The organism is Chitinophagaceae bacterium C216, from assembly GCA_028485475.2.
Taxonomy (GTDB): Bacteria; Bacteroidota; Bacteroidia; order Chitinophagales; family Chitinophagaceae; genus Niabella; species Niabella composti.
Window position 1 is genome coordinate 1056079 of sequence record CP144143.1, and the last position, 18746, is coordinate 1074824.

The window sequence follows — 18746 nt, forward strand, 5'->3', positions numbered from 1 at the left end:
AAGTGTAGTAAATTCGTAGTGTTGAAAATATGCTTACCAAAAAATCTCAATATGCATTCAAGGCACTTACTTATCTTGCTGAAAGGCAACAGAAAGGGCCTGTTTTGATTTCGGAAATTGCTGAAAAGAAGAAAATACCGTTAAAGTTTCTAGAAAACATCCTGCTGGAGTTAAAAAGAGCGGATATTCTCGATAGTAAAAAAGGGAAAGGAGGGGGATATTTTTTTAAAGTAGATCCCGCCTCAGTTAAGATGACGAGGATCATCCGTTTGATTGATGGTCCTATTGCAATGCTACCCTGTGTTAGTCTCAACTTTTATGAGCGATGTAAAAATTGCGATGAAAAGCATTGCGGGTTGCATGATATTATGAAGCAGGTGCGTGATGCTACTTTAGCCATTCTTGAAAATAGAACATTAGCCGATTTGAAAGATTAAATCTATTCGCAAGCAATTTTGATGTGCGGTAGAATGAAATAATACTATTTAGTATTGCGTTTTCATTTTTGCAATCATGGAATTCGCAATCGTTACTTATTAGCACTGCCAGCTCCTGCCTCATCTTTGGACGCTTATAATGCCGAACAAAACAGGCGTCGTTTTTTGCGGTTTACTAGGTATAATAAAAACCAAAAGGGCATTAAAGGCATTGTGTTTTGATGAGTTTTATTTTTTGCTTTTCCGTTGTGTTGATTTTACAGGCTGTGGCAATGCTTTCAAAATAGTAATCACAGGCTTTGGCTTGGCTGTTTTTTTATTTACTTTTTTTCTTTTATGATTTGCCATAACTAGTGTTTATTCACTTCTTAGTTTAATAGAGATAGAGTGCCCGTTGCGATAATTGGGGTCTTCCGATTGTGCAATTACCAACCATGCAAAGGGGATAAAGGCGTTTTTCATCCAGTCCGTATGACCAAAATGCTGAAACACGGGAATATACCATTTGCCATTTTGATCTATAGTAACATGATAGGTTTGATAGTGGCGTTGTTTAATTTGAGCTTTTTCCAGTGTACTAGGTGTAATAATTAGGTTATGGAATTTTTCCCAGTCTGATTTTTTTCTCGTAACGGATGCATAGGCATAGAGGCTAACTTGTATTTTTAATCCCGGTTGACCAGTACCTAATATTTGGATAGGTCCCACAGCTCGGTCGCCATCTTTATGCGATGTGATTTTTAAAGGAGTGTTGATAGTACCGGTAACTACTTTAAAGGCATTGTCCAATTTTATTTCCCGCACCACAGGTTGTTGCATTTTCAAGGCACCTTTGTATTGTCCGGCTATTACATGAATGCGGCGATCGGTTGCATTTTTTTTAAATGATACACTTACCGCCTTTGGTAAGGACCAGGCACCATTGGCATCTACAGTTGCCGTAAAATATTGAGGTTCTCTAGTATTTACACCACCTGAAACGAGAACAGGGCCACTATCTCCGCCCTTTGATATCGGCCGCACCTGAACTTCAACTGTGGCACCGGGTAGGCCGTAACCGGAAATTTTGAAAGGTTTGCTGATATCGGTTTTTTCTGCAGGGTTTAGCAATTTAAAGTTTTCATTGATGGCATTATGGCGATCTAGGACATCTTTACGCACTTTATTAGATGATGATTGGCCATGCATTTGCTGCTGAAATATGCAAATGATAAACAAGAGGTTGATAAGTTGAATAGACGATTTCATTTTTTGGAGATTTAAGAAAATTTATATTTAGAATAAAACTAAAAACGTGGTGACATTGTGAAAACTATTCCTATCTCAACGATATTTTAAATTCATAAACTACATCCACTATGCTCTTTTACACTTGCTACTGCTCGCATGAAGTAGCTAATGAGTATTTGTTGGATTCTTTTTTATTTTAATTTTTTTCATCACACACCCGAGATGTATGGGGACAGCTTGGGGTATTTGCGCTGTATGTACATCATGTCTTGCTTCCGTTATATTTAAATAACTTTTGGATGAGAGGTCGCTAATCATTATAATGCGCTTCATGGCTTCAACATAAAAAGCCGGTATGGTATCTTTAAACTCTGGACAGGGAGGAAAAATACAAGGCGCTACACGTTTGGTGATTATTGTTGTGGGTTTCATTTTGTAATGGTGAAGCAGCTTCCCTTTTCTATGGTGAACAAACCCTTTGGTTGAGGAAATCTCTATTATATCACCTACTTTAAGCAAATGAAAATTTGTATCTGCTACTTCTGTTATCCTGTATAAACCCGTTACCGGCCCACGTTTTTTAACCGCTACTTGTCCTGAGATATGTAAAACAATGACTAAAGACAATATCAGTTGTATAGTTTTTAATAGATTCATTGTTGAAAAGGGAAGATTAAATGCTTCAGTTAAAACTCAGGTTAGGTTTGCAAAAGTTGTAAACCCATATTACCTGATAATATGATAATAGGTATGCTACATCTACCGCACTCTATTTGTCAAAATATCTTTTTACATAGGTTTTGAAATCTGGTAATGTTGTGTCTTCCAATATTTGAGCTATTTGAGAGAATTGTATATATCCATATTGAAAAGGATCCTTAAGCAACTCGTCGTAATGTTGGGTTATATAAGTTTTCTGATCTTCATTCTCAGGAACCGGATTCTTCAAATGTGCCAACACTTTCCGGGCCAGAGTAAGACATTGTTGCAACTCTTGATATCTGCCCTTGCTGCGCCAGTATAAGACTGCCATAACGTTAGCTTCATACTCTTCATCATATTTATTGTCAGGAACCATTTGGGTGTGGTACTGCAAAGCATGCCCTACTTCGTGTGGAAAATAAAAACCGTGAAAAAACAACATTCCCATTAATTGCGCGCTGTCGGTAGTGCCGGTTATTTTAGTCAAAAAGTTTTGCATTGGCGGCCATCCTGTTTGCCATGTAATGTGATATATTTTATTAGTTCTATGTAAATACATGCCGGGCATAAATCTGTCGGGTATTTCTGTTGAGAGGCCATTAAAACTAAAAGTCGGAGATACTTGTTTTATCATGACTTCAAAATCATCAATCAGCGCGTCGTTATCTTTTTTCAGTAATATGCTATCGTCATATCGTTGAAAATACTGGTTCTGTGCGCAACAGGTTACTGATAACAGTATGCCTGTTATGATTATTATTGTTTTTTGTTTCATATTTATTTTATTGATGGTTGGAAATATTATTAAAACGCGAAGGAGTAAGAATGTCTAGATACCTAATATATTACCTTGTATAGCTGACTAGCTTTTTAAATCCCTACTTGTTTCATTAGTATGCAATGTTTTTTTGAAGCTATAAGTGTTAGAAGCTTCTAGTATAAGATGTAAGCAATTTTTACTCAAATATCCTTTTGTATTTACTAGAACATAACTCCAGTTTATAATTTGAAATAATTACAATTCCTGTATTGTTCGATACTTCTAAGATCTCCACCATTCTCAGCAATAGGACATCTTTTGATGTGGAAATCGTCCATAGAGACAAGCTTTTTTATAGTATATCTCGTTACGTTTTGCTTAATGCGGTATCAATAATTTTTGAAGCAGCCTTTTGATAGGTGTCTTTTAGGTTGCTATGCAAGGATGCGGCAATAAGTACCTCAGCAATTGTGGTCAATTCTAAAATTTGCCAACGAGGATCGGGCTCGGGTTCGGGTTGGGGCCAGATCCAAGGCCAACCCGGAGGTATTTTTATCTTGGGTCGGGTGCCACAAATTTCATCGACGAACTGAGCCATAAAATTGCCTGCAGTTTTTTCGGCACTTCCTTCTTGCAGCCCTTCCGAAATATCTGATATTAGTTGGGTGCGTTCTACAACGACTTGTGCCAACACACGTGCTAAGAGCTGACGGGGCGGTATGGGTTGGGGATTGAGATACCCAAAGTCGGTATTGATGCGATGCATACGATCTCCAATCACTTCCCATATGTAGGGGTTGAATCGTCCCAGTATTTCCAGTCTTGAGAGATGATGCGTGGTGCGTTCTAGCGCCATCTGCATAATTAATGACCAGGGCGATGAAGCTTCATCGTCATTATCGGGTGCGGGCTTGAAACGCTGGTAAATTTCGGTAATCTTCTTTTGAAGCATACTGGCCTCGATGTGTGGTGTTTGATTTTTCATGATTAAGAATGATAAGTGAGAGAATTGTTGTGGATTGGGAATTTATTCTAAGCAAGAGCAAACTTGGGCAACCTTGATGCGGAGAGATTTTTGATGCTTTTTATAATTGGATAAAATTGCCCTGTAAAGGGTCTATATTATTGTTCGTATTTTAATAATTCTCCTTCACCCACAGGCTCTGCATCGGTGGAAATGGTGGCGTTTTCAATTTTATCGCCATTGATATAAGCCCATAGCCATAGTGGCGACTCATTGCGTAGCATATCAATAATATATGGCATATCTCTCCATCTGAAAAAAAGAACAAGACAATTGTTTTCAAAGCGGTGAGGTGTAAGGGTAGGCGTATTGTCGTCTTCAAAGTATAAGCGACCAATAAGTTCACTCCCATTTATGGACCCATATAAGAAGATGGTGGAATACATACGGAATATGGGGTTAATGCTCCAGTAATAGCGGGTTATTTGTTTATTATAATTCATGGTGTTTGGTTTTTATTTCACGCCATGTCTACCGTCAGGGAGATATATCATAAATATTCCTTTACAGGATATCTTCCTTTAGGAGGAATTGCGGAGAAAGTATGTTTTAAGAGGTAACATGAGTATCATTATCTTTCTTCTTCTTTTGCTAATTCTGAGTCTACTCATTCATTATATAAAAGATTGCCTATAATGATATTAACAGATTAGCTCCGAAATTTGTGATAGTTAGTTTAGTAACTCTACATAGATACCCGTCAATTGGTACAACTTCCAGTTTTTAGCTTTAGCTGCTTGTAGTTCGGCTTGTGCAGGTAGACTATTGCCATCACCATTTTCCTTTATCAAAGCCATTTTCTCTTCGTTATTAGCAGGCAGGCTATTGATGAGTTGCTTCATATGATCGCCTGCTATTTGATTATTAATGCACAGCAAATTAAGTAGGGCTGTGTTTTTCGATAAGTCTAAACTGCTGAGCTTGTTATCATCACAATAAAGTGTCACTAAAGCCGGGTTTTTTGATACGTCCAAGCTACTGATTTCTTGTTTACCGCAACCAAATACCGTAACCTTTCCGTACAAGGTAATGGTTTGGCTACCCTTTAATTCATATGTTGCATATTCATTAAAGTTGTCAAATTTGGTTACTTCTTCTCCAGGATCTTTTATCTTGTTATTATTTAAGTCTATCCATACATCTGCACGATCAGAGGGTTCGGCATCGGTGAGTAATGTTATTGTTGCGGTGTTCGCATTTTTTTCCGTTTTTAAAACTATATATGGTTGTTTGGGCGTGTCAGGTTCTTTCGATGTATCAGCACCGTCTTTTTTACAAGCAGCTAAGGCTAGTAGTAACATTGGAATAAGAATTGTTTTTTTCATAATTATAGCTTTAACGTTTAGTAAATTGTCAATGCGATTAATGATAGTTCGTTTATTTTTTAAAATTTGGTGAACATATTTTTATGTTATTTCTGTGTGTGTTCCTTGATGCATGGTAAAATTACGCTCCAGATGAAAGGTATAAAAAAGCTAATCGACCAACTACATTTTGAATCGATGAACAGCAGAAATAGTTTAAATTTGTTATGTGGCTTTTAACAATATATACGACTGCATTATTGCCGATGATCATGAAATAGATAGATTGACCACGTTGGCCTTTGCAAAAAAATATGCGTTTCTAAATATTGTGGGTGTTTATGAAAATGCAGAAGCAGCGTTGGCGGAAGTGAATCAACTCAAACCACAGGTTCTACTGTTGGACATTGATATGGGAGAAAAAAGTGGTCTTCAGCTGCGTCGGCAACTTATGAGTATAGATGCCTGTATATTTATTACTTCTTACCCCGATTATGCTATTGAAAGTTTCGAAGTGGCTGCACTCGACTTTTTAGTGAAGCCATTGAAGGCAGAAAGGTTTGACAGAGCCATGATGAGATTGCAAGCGTACCTGGAGTTAAAGTATAAATCAGAGTTGTTCGATTATAGTCTAAATGGCGATACAATCTTTGTTAAAGATGGTCATAACCATATCAAGATAAAGTTACATGAGATTCTTTACTTGGAGGCATTGAAGGATTATACCCGTATTGTAACGAGAAGAAAGAAGCATTGTGTATTGATATCTTTAGGAAACTTACTTACAAACCCTTCTTTTAAAAGTTTTGTGCGAGTACACAGAAGTTACGCAGTGCAAAAGCATTTTATTGATAGAATAACACCCCAGCATGTATGGGTTAATGATGTAAAAATACCGGTAGGGAGAAGTTATAAGGAAGGGCTGCAACAATTATATTTCAATGCATCTGAAGATTGATAATAACTTTTATATCACAATTAAAAATTCAGCCTGCTGATGCAAGCTCGTTCGCTGCCCATACCGTTGCACTTAAGTCCCTATATAAAAAGCGCTTTATGGCTCAAGCGCAATGCTCAGGAAAGTTTTAGCTTTAAAATACTTCCACGTTTTCATCCTGCTTTTATTTTTTCGCTAGAAAACACACTCAATATAACCAACCAATTTGCTGGAATTGAATTAATATTTCAACCCTGTAATATATATTTTGGTGGGGAAGGCATATTACCCAGTTTGTTTACGATACCGGCCAAAATGGATGTTATACTTGTATTACTCTATCCGCAGGCTACAGGTGTTTTTTGGCAGGAAGACGCTGTTCATTTTTTTAATAGAGCAGGTAATATCAGCTACAACGGTCAGTCATTTCGTATTTTAAATGAAAGGATACAGGAAGCCCGTACTATAGAGGAAAAATGGCAGCATATCCATCTTTTTCTTACTAACAAACTTTTAAAGAAGATACCTTATAATTTTTCTTATGTACAAAGAGCCATAAACCTTATCAGAAGAACATCAGGGGTGATCAGTATTGAAGCCCTAGCGCGAGAGTCTTGCACGAGCCAGCGCAATTTGTTAGACAGCTTTCGACAATATGTAGGAGCTTCACCAAAACAACTAGCTTCTATGGTACGATTTAACAGTTTAGTTAAGGACTACATCCTTAACCCCAAGGTGCTGGATAAGAAAATTGCGCAGTATAGTTATTACGATGCTTCACATTTATACAAAGATTTTACTCGTTATCTGGCCATAACACCGCAGGATTTTATTAGTCAAGTAAATGATATTAATAAGGTAATATAGGCCTATAAGTCGTATTGTAAAAAATGGAGATTTTTTTCTCTCCAGCTCTTATACACTTTCTCTGTTTATAACTTTATACCGGGACAATAAGGAGATAGCGTATATTTTAAACCAATCGGCATGATGAGGTACTTTATTACAGTGGGACTGCTTTTTACGTGCCTGTTTTCTTGGACACAGTCTGTAAAAAAAGCTATCACCGACTCATTGTTGAGCACAGCCCAGCAATATTTTGCGGCCTTCCGTTACGACTCTGCTTTATATTACTATGAAAAAGTCCTCCATGAGTATAGAAAGGCGGATGATAAACGAAATATTGCCACAACTTTAAAAGGAATAGGGGATGCATTTTATTACCAGAAGCAATATAATGCTGCGCTGTCTGCATTGGAAGAAGCTATTAAGATTTGGAAACAGCTGGGAGCTGCTAAAGAAATTGCTGTAGTGCAAACATCGTTAGGTGCTATTTATATGGATCAAGGGAATCACGCTGCATCTCGCGATATACTTCGACAAGCTATTCATACTTTTACCAACTTAGATGATAAGAACGCCCTACTCACCGCTTATTTGAACCTAGGCACCAATGATTCTCGCGATGGAAATTATCCGATGGCCATAGAAAATTATTTAGCATCATTAAAGATGGCCGAAGCATTGGGAAACAAAAAAATGATGGCTTATAACTATTTGAATTTAAGTGCAGCTAATTTACACATAAATGAACTGGATCGTGCGCTGGAGAATTTGAGAAAATCATTGAGCATTTCTGGGGAGATAGGAGATAAACCAGCTATGGCAATCTCTCACCTTAACATGTCGTTGGTGCTTAAAAGTCAACATAAATTTACTGAAGCTAGGAGGCAGTTGGCATTGGCAATTCCCATTTTTGAGGAGCTGAAAGATTATTCCTCTTTACAAGCTGCGCAGATGAACTTTGGACGTATATATGAGGAAGAAGGAGATGATGAAAAGGCTTTAGCAACTTATCTTGCGGCGGATGAAATGATGAATAGCAACGCTACCTTACCGTGGCTAAAGGTGGGAAACTACCAGTATATCGCCAGTATGTACAACAAGCTACAGCAGCCATCGAAGGCTCGTCCCTGGTTGGAGAAGGCATTGGCTATAGCAAAAGAGCTCAATTCGGATGTAGTGTATGCCGACGTGTATCAAAATCTATCAGTGGCTGATAGTTTGGACGGTAATTATGAGAGGGCTCTCTATAATTATAAACAACACATAGTATATAAAGAGAAAGTCTTTAACGAAAAAAACATTAAAAAGGCAGCTACTTTAGAATTGCAATATATTAATGAGCGGAAGGCCGATTCCGTGAAATTCGTTCATCAGCAGCAGCAATTGGCTTTGCAAAAAGAAATGCAATTGGCATCGTTGCGTCATGAGTATGAAACAAAACAGGCAAGGGCAAAATCAGAAGCCGAGCGGCAGAAATTGCAGCAGGAAGAAGCTTTAAAACGACAAGCAATAGCGACAGAGTTTAAAATGGCTCAATTAAGAAGCGAGCAGGAACAGACGCAGCTATTAGCCCATCAACAAAAGCAGGAAGCCGCTAATAAAATAAAAATACAATCTGAAAAGAACCTGCGAAATCTTTCTTTGGCCGGATTGTTACTCATCGCAGTTGTGGGAGGCCTTCTTTTTCACCAGAATCAAGTACGCCGTAAAACAAATACTACTTTGCTAACCTTGAATAACGAATTGGATGAAGCCAATAAAATTAAGACCAAATTTTTTGGCATCCTTAGCCACGATCTCCGTGGTCCTATCGTGAACCTGATTAACTTTTTGCATCTGCAAAAGGAAATGCCGGATATTTTTGACAAAGAACGTGAAGCGCATCACCAAAAACAATTAACCGAATCCGCAGAAAATTTATTGGAAACGATGGAAGCAATGCTTTTGTGGAGTAAGAGCCAAATGGAGCGGTTTGCCCCTCAACAAAAGACTATTCCCGTGCAGGATTTATTTGAATTTCTTCAAAAACAATTTCACCAGCCGAACATAAATTTTCAATTTCATAACCCCGGTCAGTTAGTGGTACGTTCGGATGAAGATTATCTCAAAACCATTATGTACAATCTAACTTCCAACGCAGTAAAGGCATTGGCCAATACCAAGAATCCACAAATTGTTTGGAAAAGCCATACAAATGGCAGTAAAGTAGAATTAAGTATTACCGACAATGGTCCGGGCGTGCACGAGGAACAATTGGAGGCCTTATATAACGAGAATGCTGTAGTAAGCACACGCCACGGACTCGGTTTACATCTTATTCGTGATCTAGCCAAGGCTATTAATTGTAGAGTATATTATCAATCAAGCATCGAAAAAGGATCTGTTTTTCAAATAATTATGTAAAGAAGGTTAAAAAAATATGTCCAAACGAGCCGTCTTTTTGCCATAATACTCTACCAACTTGGTGGGTTTTGAAAAATGAATTATATTTGCAGTCCACTTTTAAAATTATACTACTATGGCATTAAGATTAGGCGACATTGCCCCTGACTTTACCGCACAATCTACAGAGGGGGAAATTAAATTTCATGAATACCTAGGAGATGGCTGGGGTATTCTTTTCTCTCACCCTGCGGACTATACTCCTGTATGTACTACAGAGTTAGGTAGAACTGCTCAATTGAAAGAAGAATTTGCGAAGCGTAATACCAAAGTTCTGGCTGTGAGTGTAGACCCGCTGGAAAGCCACCATGGCTGGAAAAATGATATCAACGAAACTCAAAACTGTAGTGTAGACTTCCCGATTCTGGCTGATCCGAACAGGGAAATCGCTACTTTGTATGATATGATTCATCCCAATGCTTCTGAAAAGGCAACAGTACGTTCCTTGTTCATCATTGGGCCGGATAAGAAAATTAAATTGATCATCACTTATCCTGCTTCTACTGGTAGAAACTTTAATGAAATACTTCGTGTGTTGGATTCACTGCAGTTAACAGCATACGAAAGCGTGGCTACACCAGCAGACTGGCAGCATGGTCAGGATGTAATTGTGTTGCCTTCTATCAGCACTGAAGATGCTATTAAAAAATTCCCTAAAGGAGTAAAAGAAATCAAACCTTACTTACGTTATACTCCTCAACCCAATTTATAGTTCAGCAAGGGTTCATAGTTCATGATTTTTTGTGAACTATGAACCATGAACTATTGTTAAAATGAAATGCTGACAGAACAACAAATACAGGATATAGAAAACGCTTCACTGGATGAAGCTCTTACTTTAATAACGCAACTGTTTCCTGAAGGAGTGGTGTTCTCCACCTCTCTGGGGCAGGAAGATCAGGTGATTACTCACGCTATAGCCAGAAATCAACTTCCTGTAAAAATATTTACGCTCGATACGGGCCGACTGTTTAACGAACACTACGAGTTACTCGAAAAAACCAACGCCCGTTACAGAACCAATATTCAGGTTTATTTTCCCGAGACTGCCGATGTGGAAAAATACGTAAATGAAAAAGGGGTTAATGCTTTTTACGAATCTGTAGATAATCGTAAAGAGTGTTGCTTTATCAGGAAAGTAAAACCACTGAATCGCGCTCTTCAAGGCGCTAAAGTTTGGATTACAGGTCTGCGTGCAGAGCAGTCTGAAAATCGCAAAGGAATGAAAATGCTAGAATGGGACGATGCCCGCCAGTTATACAAATTCAATCCACTCATACATTGGTCCTACGATCAAATGATTGATTATATAAAGGCAAACAACACCCCCTACAACCCCTTACACGACAAGGGATTCATCAGTATTGGCTGTGCACCCTGTACCAGGGCTATCGAGCCCGGGGAAGATGCCCGTGCCGGCCGTTGGTGGTGGGAAGTATCGCATAAAGAATGCGGACTTCATGTTAACTAAGCATAGTGTAATTATTCAGCTTTGTGCGTTTAGCATTTGAGATATACAATGAAAAGATACGAATTAGACTATTTAGAGCAATTAGAGGCTGAGAGTATTTTTATTATGCGCGAAGTGGCGGCGCAATTCGAAAGGCCTGCTCTACTATTTAGCGGAGGAAAAGATTCCATAACATTAGTACAGCTGGCTAAAAAGGCTTTTGCTCCAGCAAAGATTCCTTTTCCTTTAGTACACATCGATACCGGTCATAACTTCCCAGAGGCGTTGGCCTATCGCGATAATCTCGCTAAGGAATTAGGAGTTGAGCTGATCGTGCGTAAAGTAGAAGATACCATTAAAGCCAGAAATCTGACCGAACCTAAAGGCAAGTTCGCCAGCCGCAACTGGCTGCAAACTTATACCCTGTTGGATACTATCGAAGAGTTTCAATTCGACGCATGTATTGGCGGGGCACGCAGAGATGAGGAAAAAGCCAGAGCCAAGGAAAGAATCTTCTCAGTACGTGATGAATTTGGACAGTGGGAACCTAAGTTGCAACGGCCCGAGTTGTGGAACATTTACAACGGGCGCATTCATAAAGGAGAAAACGTGCGTGTGTTTCCCATTAGTAACTGGACAGAGTTAGACGTGTGGAATTATATCAAGAAGGAAAATATTCAATTACCTTCTATATACTTCGCGCATGAACGTGATGTATTGGTACATGAGGGACAACTGATAGCCGTTTCTGATTTTATCACTATTGAAGAGGGTGATGTAATTGAAAGAAAACGTGTGCGCTATCGTACTGTAGGCGATATGACCTGTACCGCCGCGGTAGAGTCAAACGCCACAACGTTGGACGAAGTGGTAAATGAAATTATGTCTACCCGTATTTCCGAAAGAGGCGAAACTCGCATTGATGATAGAGTGACCGAGGCGGCCATGGAAGACCGAAAGAAGAACGGATATTTTTAATAAAGACAGGTTGTTAGTCTGGAAGTCGGGAAGAGCACGCGGTATCTACAACAATTTGTTCTTTCCGGTTCCCGGACTTTTATAGTTTATAACAGACTTTAAAAAATTATCAGATTTTAATAAATGGATATTCTACGTTTTATAACTGCAGGCAGTGTTGATGATGGTAAAAGCACTTTAATAGGCCGGTTACTGTACGACAGTAAAAGCATTCTAGTGGATCAGTTAGAAGCACTGGAAAAGCAATCTAAAAATAAAAATGTCGACGGTATCGATCTGGCATTATTGACAGACGGTTTGCGTGCAGAACGTGAACAGGGGATCACCATTGACGTAGCCTATCGTTACTTTAATACACCCAAACGCAAGTTCATCATCGCCGATGCGCCGGGGCATGTGCAGTATACACGCAACATGATTACGGGTGCGTCCAACTCTAGTTTGATTATCATTCTCATTGATGCGCGTAACGGTGTCATAGAACAAACCCGCCGTCACTCCATTATTGCTTCACTGCTGAGAATGCCTCACGTAGTGGTGGCTATTAATAAGATGGATTTGGTGGATTTCTCCGAACAGCGTTTTAATGAAATAAAGGCAGACTATGAAAAAGTAGCTGCACAATTAGGATTGCCTCAGGTAACCTATATTCCTATCGCTGCTTTACATGGGGATAATATTGTAGAGGCTTCAGCCAATATGCCCTGGTATCAGGGTAAGCCTTTATTGCAATTTCTGGAAGAGGTTGAAGTGTATGAGGACATCAATCATACCGACCCTCGCTTCCAAGTACAATATGTAATTCGTCCTCAAACAAAGGAATTGCATGACTATCGCGGTTATGCCGGTCAAATCATCAGTGGCGTATATAAAAAAGGCGATAAAATAACTGTGTTGCCTGCAGGTATCGAAACCACGCTCACCAAAATTGAGATTGCGGGTGAAGAGGTGGAAGAGGCTTTTGCGCCACAGGCCGCAGTATTGCACTTGGCAGACGATATTGACATCAGCCGCGGCGATACTTTTGTGCGAAGCGATAATTTACCTAAAGTAGAAAGCGAAATAGAGGTAGTGTTGTGCTGGTTGGATAATAAGCCGCTTGTTCAGGGCAATAAATATCTTTTACAACATAGAGGAAGACTGCTTAGAACGATTGTAAGAGAAATAGAATATAAAGTAGATGTAAATACGCTGGAGCGAACAGAAGTAACGGATAACGTAAAACTGAATGAGGTAGTGAAGGCAAAGATAAAAACAGCCCAACCTTTGGTATACGATCCATTTGATAAAATAAGTGATTACGGGAATGCCATCTTGGTGGATGAAACCAGCAACAGTACGGTGGCTGCGGTATTGCTCAATTAATACTTTGATATATTCTCCTCCCTTGGAGAGTTAGAACATATGAAATGATTATTCCTCACCATACTAAGAATTTTTCCTACAGTCGGCCAGCCGAGGTAGGTACTGTGGTATTGGCGGCTGCCGGTCCTGGCGATCCCGACCTGATTACCATAAAAGCTGCTAATGCTTTAAAAGAAGCAGATGTAGTATTGATAGATCGGCTGGTTAGTGAAGTAATATTACATCGTTATGTGGCTCCGGGTGCCGAAATCATTCGTGTGGGAAAAGAGTGCAGGAATAATGTTTCCACCCCGCAGCAGGTAATTAATGAGCTGTTGGTGAAGTATGCCCTTCAAGGTAAAAAAGTAGTGCGTTTAAAGGGTGGTGACGTTTCGGTGTTTTCTAATATTCTGGATGAATTACACTCTTTGATTGAGCATCAAATCCCTTACGAGATTATACCGGGTGTTACGGCTGCGTTGGGAGCCGCTGCTTATGCGGGCATTCCACTGACGGCAAGAGGTTACGCCACCTCGGTACGCTTTCTTACCTACTATAAATCGGATGTAGTGACGGAAGATTACTGGAACGAGCTAGCTAAAACTAACGATACGCTTGTGTTTTATATGTCTTCTTCGACATTGCCGAAAGTGGTAGAAAAGCTGATTCAGTATGGCATTAGTAAAGATGTGCATGTTGCAATAGCCGAACAGGCAACCACCTGTTACCAGCGGGTCTATGAATGCAATATTTACGAGTATGAGCAAAAACTGAGCAATAAGGCTTTTACCTCGCCTTCGTTGGTAATAATAGGCAAAGTAGTAGCACTGCATCAGCAGTTCAGGTGGCTGCAAAACAGTGATTATACAGAACAATATTTTGCATCGGTAGGAGAGGGTATTCAAAACATCAATGAAATTAATAAACCAATAAAGCATGTTATCTGAAGACAAGCTGCAGAAGATTAAGGAATTTACAGCAACACTTTCACGAGAAGAACTTATATGGTTGAACGGTTATATTGCCGGACAGGCAGGTGCTTTGCAGGGAGCTATTGCTGCTGCCCCAGCCCCTCTTAATAAAAAAATTACTTTAGTATACGGTACCGAAACCGGTAACGCTAAAAAGCTGGCCACCCAATTGGCCGGAATTGCCAAAAAGAAAGGCGTTACAGTTAAACTAGCCGGACTGGATCAATACAGATTGAGTGATCTTACAAAAGAAGAATATTTCTTTGTGGTAATTAGTACCCAGGGAGAAGGCGAGCCTCCTCTATTGGCAAAGAAATTCTATGATCATATTCATGAAGCCCTACTGGATCTGAAAAAAATGAAATTCGGAGTGCTGGCATTGGGCGACTCTTCCTATGCGCAGTTCTGTAAAACAGGAGAAGATGTTGATGCCAGATTGGAGGCATTAGGGGGGCATCGCATCCTACCGCTTAAGAAATGTGATGTGGATTATGAAGAGGATGCATTACACTGGATTGAGAATGTAATAGCCGCCCTACAAACAAATGTAGGCAGCGTGCCTGTAATAGCACGCCCGGCTGTAGAAGATAAGAAACCCGCCGGTAAGAAAATTTATAAAGGAACTGTTGTTACGAATATCAATCTCAATGATCGGGGTAGCAACAAAGAAACTTATCATATAGAAATCAGTACTGAAGAAGATATCGATTATGTGCCTGGTGATGCATTGGGTATTATACCTCCCAACAACGACAAAGTAGTGGATGAAATTATTCAACTTACCGGTATTGATGAGAACAAAGAAATAGCGACCGCAAAAGTTACAGCTTCGGTAAGAGAGCTTTTAAAGAAGCATCTCAATATCATGTACCCACTTAAAAGTACCATCAAGCAATATGCTGAAATTACAGGTCATGATGTACCGCAGGAGGCAAGAATTGGCTTGCTGGATTTATTGAAAATTTATCCGGTAAAGGATGCGGCCATGTTTGAGGAAGTAATTAAAATATTAACTTCTCAGGCGCCTCGTATGTATTCTATTTCATCTTCTCCTTCAAGTCATGGCTTAACCGAAGTGCATATTACTGTGAGCAAGGATGAATATTATGTGGGAGATGAAAAACGTACCGGAGTATGCAGTGAATTCTTTTCAACCGTACCTGTAGGTGCCGAAATAGAGTTTTTTATTCAGAAACAGAAACATTTCCGCCTACCTGATCCGGATAAAGACGTTATTATGATTGGTCCGGGTACAGGTATCGCACCTTTCCGTTCCTTTATAGCCGAAAGAGATGCTATTGGCGCAAGCGGACGGAACTGGTTGTTCTTTGGCGAACAACATTTCTTAACCGACTTTTTGTATCAGGTAGAATGGCAAGCCTACCTGCAAACCGGCACTTTATCCCGTCTGGATCTTGCATTCTCCCGCGATCAGGAAGAGAAAATTTATGTACAGCACCGTATGAAGCAAAAAGGTGCAGAGCTGTATGAGTGGTTACAGAATGGTGCATATATGTATATCAGCGGTAAGCGCGAGCCAACCAGTAAAGATGTAGAACGTGCACTAGTGGAGATATTTATGGAGCATGGAAATAAGACACAGGAAGAAGCTGAGAAATATCTGCATCAGCTGGCAGAAGAAGGTAGATGGGAAAAAGACGTTTATTAATCAATAGAGTATTATAAAACGCAATCTTCAATCATCAAATTATAACACATTCAACACAGGAGTATAAATGAGCGAGCAAAATTTGTCGGCGGTAGAAAAAATTAAAATTGCCAGTGATGGCCTTCGCGGCACATTAAAGGAAAGCCTGTCTGATGATTATACAGGTGCAGTGCGCGAAGACGATACCAATATTACCAAGTTTCACGGCATGTATCAGCAGGATGACCGTGATCGTAGGGAAGAACGCAGCATGAAAAAACTGGAGTGGCTGTATTCTTTCATGGTGCGGTTGCGTATACCCGGAGGTTTATTAAAGCCAGAGCAATGGATAGCCATTAACGATGTAGCGGGGAAACACTCCACCGGGGTTATAAAAATTACAACTCGTCAAACCATTCAGCTACACGGCATTCTGAAATCGCATATCAAACCCACCATGAAGGCATTTAATCTTGCCGGACTGGATTCTATTGCTACTTGTGGCGACGTGAACCGTAATGTGTGCTGCACGGCCAACCCGTCTGAATCGCCGGTGTATGATGAAGTATTCCAGTATGCCGCTAAGATTAGCGAGATGGCTAAACCTAAAACCCGTGCCTGGTACGAGATTTGGCTGGATGAAGAAAGACTGACAGAAAAAACAGAGGAAGATCCTTTGTATAAGGATAAATATCTACCTAGAAAACTAAAAGTGGGTATTGCAATTCCTCCGAATAATGATGTGGATGTATTTATTAATGATGTGGTATTAATTGCCATTATTGAGAATGATAAGCTGGTAGGTTTTAATGTAGGTGCAGGTGGCGGATTGGGTACTACTCATGGCAATCCGAATACGTATGCACGTCTGGCTTCTATATTAGGATTTGTTGAAAATGATGAGGAGAAAATCCTAAAAGTGGTATATGAGATTATTACTGTGCAACGCGACTTTGGAAATCGAAGCGATAGAAAACAGGCACGCTTAAAATATACGATCGATAAGCTGGGGGTAGACAGATATCGGGAAGAAGTAGAGAAACGTTGTGGTTTTAAATTGGAGCCTGCAAGACCTTATCAGTTTACCATGCGCCAAGACCGATACGGATGGGTGCAGGACTATAAGGGTAAATGGCACTACACAGTTTTTGTGGAAAATGGAAGGGTACTGGATGATGAAAAAATAAAACTCAAAGAGGGACTGTACAAAATTGCAGAGCTTGGAAAATGTAACTTTCATTTTACAACTAATCAGAATGTTATTCTTTCTGATATTGCCCCCAAAGACAAGGCCGCAATAGAAAAACTTCTGAAGAAATATAAAATTATTGAGCACACGGAGAACGCCAGCGCTATACGAAAAAACGCTATCGCTTGCGTAGCACTGAATACGTGTGGTCTTGCATTGGCCGAAGCACAACGTTATCTGCCCACTCTTCTTTCAAAGATTGAGCCGTTGCTCGAAAAGCACAACATGAAGAGTGAGGATATTATTCTGCGAATGACTGGTTGTCCTAATGGTTGTGGTCGTTCGCCCAATGCTGAGATTGGTTTTGTGGGCACTGCATATGGTAAATACAACCTGCATATTGGTGGAGATCGCGAAGGATTGAGGCTGAATACTAAGTTCAAAGAGAATCTGGATGAAGCGCAAATACTCGAAACTTTAGATGAGCTGTTTGCAGTGTACCAAAAAGAGAAGAAGGAAAATGAAAACTTCGGCGATTTTTCTTATCGTAAATGGATTCTTTAATTGGACTCATGTATTGCTTAGATTTGTAGAAAAACACCAATTAGCAATACATGAAAAACCTTGATAAAATGAGCAATAAGACTTTTATAAAGCTTTTATTACAGAATAATACCAGAATCGGCAATCTGCCCGATAAAGATCTGGCCCACCAGTTTGTGGATGACATTTTTGCTTTTCTTTTTATCCCCAAAACTGGGGTAAATCAAAAGGAAAAGGATTTGCAAAAAGGTCTATATGCATTGAAAAGCCATTTGGCTACCTTGATTTACGATGTAGTAAATGATGGTGCTAAATCGCAGGCAGCGGCTGATTGCTTTTTCGATGCACTGCCAGATATTTATGCAGCCTTACAAAAAGATGCAGCCGCATTTATCGCCAACGATCCTGCAGCCTTAGATATAAGTGAGGTATTTCAAGCCTATCCGGGCTTTTATGCCATAGCGGTGTACCGTATCTCTCATCAGCTATGGAAACAAGGTATAAGAGCATTGCCCAGAATTTTTACGGAGTATGCACATAGTCGTACCGGCGTGGATATTCATCCCGGAGCTACTATAGGTGAGAATTTCTTTATCGATCACGGCACCGGTGTGGTAATTGGTGAAACTACTATTATTGGTAATGATGTAAAAATCTATCAAGGTGTTACCATTGGAGCCCTTAACTCAGCCAAGAGTAAAAAGAAAGTAAAACGTCATCCCACCATCGAGGATAATGTTATCATTTACTCGGGTGCTACTATTTTGGGAGGTGATACAATTATCGGGCATGACAGTGTTATCGGTGGAAATGCCTGGATAACATTTTCAGTTCCTCCAAATTCTTTAGTATACAACCAAAGTGAAGTTACCAATAAGGCAGATTTTTCACATAAGGATTCGGTAAATAAAATTCTAAAAACAGCTAAAAAGCACAGCTGA

The 18746-nt window shown here is 39.7% G+C and carries 18 protein-coding genes; 12 read left to right on the plus strand and 6 right to left on the minus strand.

What is annotated here, in order from left to right; translation table 11 throughout:
• Window positions 1-29 precede the first annotated feature (29 nt).
• The gene (locus PIECOFPK_RS04335) at window positions 30-437 is read left to right on the plus strand and encodes an RrF2 family transcriptional regulator (RefSeq protein WP_330973183.1); all 408 of its coding nucleotides are present in this window, start codon (window positions 30-32) and stop codon (window positions 435-437) included.
• Between the two features lie 357 nt (window positions 438-794).
• On the opposite strand, the gene PIECOFPK_RS04340 is transcribed toward PIECOFPK_RS04335, so the two are convergent.
• The 6 genes from PIECOFPK_RS04340 to PIECOFPK_RS04365 all read right to left on the minus strand — a co-directional run bounded on the left by PIECOFPK_RS04340 (window position 795) and on the right by PIECOFPK_RS04365 (window position 5478).
• Complete coding sequence (locus PIECOFPK_RS04340; RefSeq protein WP_330973184.1) at window positions 795-1685, minus strand: hypothetical protein; 891 nt, start codon at window positions 1683-1685, stop codon at window positions 795-797.
• 147 nt (window positions 1686-1832) lie between these two features.
• Complete coding sequence (locus tag PIECOFPK_RS04345; protein ID WP_409966597.1) at window positions 1833-2324, minus strand: hypothetical protein; 492 nt, start codon at window positions 2322-2324, stop codon at window positions 1833-1835.
• A 112-nt stretch (window positions 2325-2436) separates the two neighbouring features.
• A complete protein-coding gene (locus PIECOFPK_RS04350; protein ID WP_409966598.1) occupies window positions 2437-3144 on the minus strand; it encodes a hypothetical protein in 708 nt (235 codons plus the stop codon).
• Window positions 3145-3496: 352 nt separating this feature from the next.
• Entirely contained in the window at window positions 3497-4114 is a 618-nt protein-coding gene (locus PIECOFPK_RS04355) for a hypothetical protein (protein ID WP_330973187.1), read from the minus strand.
• A 137-nt stretch (window positions 4115-4251) separates the two neighbouring features.
• Window positions 4252-4596 carry a hypothetical protein gene (locus tag PIECOFPK_RS04360; protein WP_409966599.1) on the minus strand — a complete coding sequence of 115 codons (345 nt, stop codon included), beginning with the start codon at window positions 4594-4596 and terminating at the stop codon, window positions 4252-4254.
• Window positions 4597-4824: 228 nt separating this feature from the next.
• Window positions 4825-5478, minus strand: coding sequence for a hypothetical protein (locus PIECOFPK_RS04365; protein WP_409966600.1), 654 nt, complete (start codon window positions 5476-5478; stop codon window positions 4825-4827).
• 208 nt (window positions 5479-5686) lie between these two features.
• On the opposite strand from PIECOFPK_RS04365, the gene PIECOFPK_RS04370 reads away from it, so the two are divergent.
• From PIECOFPK_RS04370 to epsC, 11 genes are all read left to right on the plus strand, one after another.
• Window positions 5687-6415, plus strand: coding sequence for a LytR/AlgR family response regulator transcription factor (locus PIECOFPK_RS04370; RefSeq protein WP_409966601.1), 729 nt, complete (start codon window positions 5687-5689; stop codon window positions 6413-6415).
• A gap of 39 nt (window positions 6416-6454) precedes the next feature.
• Window positions 6455-7261: a helix-turn-helix transcriptional regulator gene (locus tag PIECOFPK_RS04375; protein WP_330973191.1), complete on the plus strand. Its 807-nt coding sequence runs from the start codon at window positions 6455-6457 to the stop codon at window positions 7259-7261.
• Window positions 7262-7381: 120 nt separating this feature from the next.
• Complete coding sequence (locus PIECOFPK_RS04380) at window positions 7382-9643, plus strand: tetratricopeptide repeat protein (protein WP_409966602.1); 2262 nt, start codon at window positions 7382-7384, stop codon at window positions 9641-9643.
• 115 nt (window positions 9644-9758) lie between these two features.
• The gene (locus PIECOFPK_RS04385) at window positions 9759-10394 is read left to right on the plus strand and encodes a peroxiredoxin (RefSeq protein WP_330973193.1); all 636 of its coding nucleotides are present in this window, start codon (window positions 9759-9761) and stop codon (window positions 10392-10394) included.
• Between the two features lie 66 nt (window positions 10395-10460).
• Window positions 10461-11153, plus strand: coding sequence for a phosphoadenylyl-sulfate reductase (locus PIECOFPK_RS04390; protein WP_409966603.1), 693 nt, complete (start codon window positions 10461-10463; stop codon window positions 11151-11153).
• A 48-nt stretch (window positions 11154-11201) separates the two neighbouring features.
• A complete protein-coding gene (cysD, locus tag PIECOFPK_RS04395) occupies window positions 11202-12110 on the plus strand; it encodes a sulfate adenylyltransferase subunit CysD (RefSeq protein ID WP_330973195.1) in 909 nt (302 codons plus the stop codon).
• Between the two features lie 123 nt (window positions 12111-12233).
• On the plus strand, window positions 12234-13475 hold the full coding sequence (locus PIECOFPK_RS04400) for a sulfate adenylyltransferase subunit 1 (RefSeq protein ID WP_330973196.1): 1242 nt from the start codon (window positions 12234-12236) through the stop codon (window positions 13473-13475).
• A 44-nt stretch (window positions 13476-13519) separates the two neighbouring features.
• Window positions 13520-14401, plus strand: a complete 882-nt coding sequence (gene cobA / locus PIECOFPK_RS04405) for a uroporphyrinogen-III C-methyltransferase (RefSeq protein WP_330973197.1) — start codon at window positions 13520-13522, stop codon at window positions 14399-14401.
• Window positions 14391-16094, plus strand: a complete 1704-nt coding sequence (locus PIECOFPK_RS04410; RefSeq protein ID WP_409966604.1) for a sulfite reductase flavoprotein subunit alpha — start codon at window positions 14391-14393, stop codon at window positions 16092-16094. The genes cobA and PIECOFPK_RS04410 overlap by 11 nt, the downstream gene beginning before the upstream one ends.
• 67 nt (window positions 16095-16161) lie before the next feature.
• The gene (cysI, locus tag PIECOFPK_RS04415) at window positions 16162-17826 is read left to right on the plus strand and encodes an assimilatory sulfite reductase (NADPH) hemoprotein subunit (RefSeq protein ID WP_409966605.1); all 1665 of its coding nucleotides are present in this window, start codon (window positions 16162-16164) and stop codon (window positions 17824-17826) included.
• Between the two features lie 68 nt (window positions 17827-17894).
• Window positions 17895-18746, plus strand: a complete 852-nt coding sequence (gene epsC / locus PIECOFPK_RS04420; RefSeq protein ID WP_409966606.1) for a serine O-acetyltransferase EpsC — start codon at window positions 17895-17897, stop codon at window positions 18744-18746.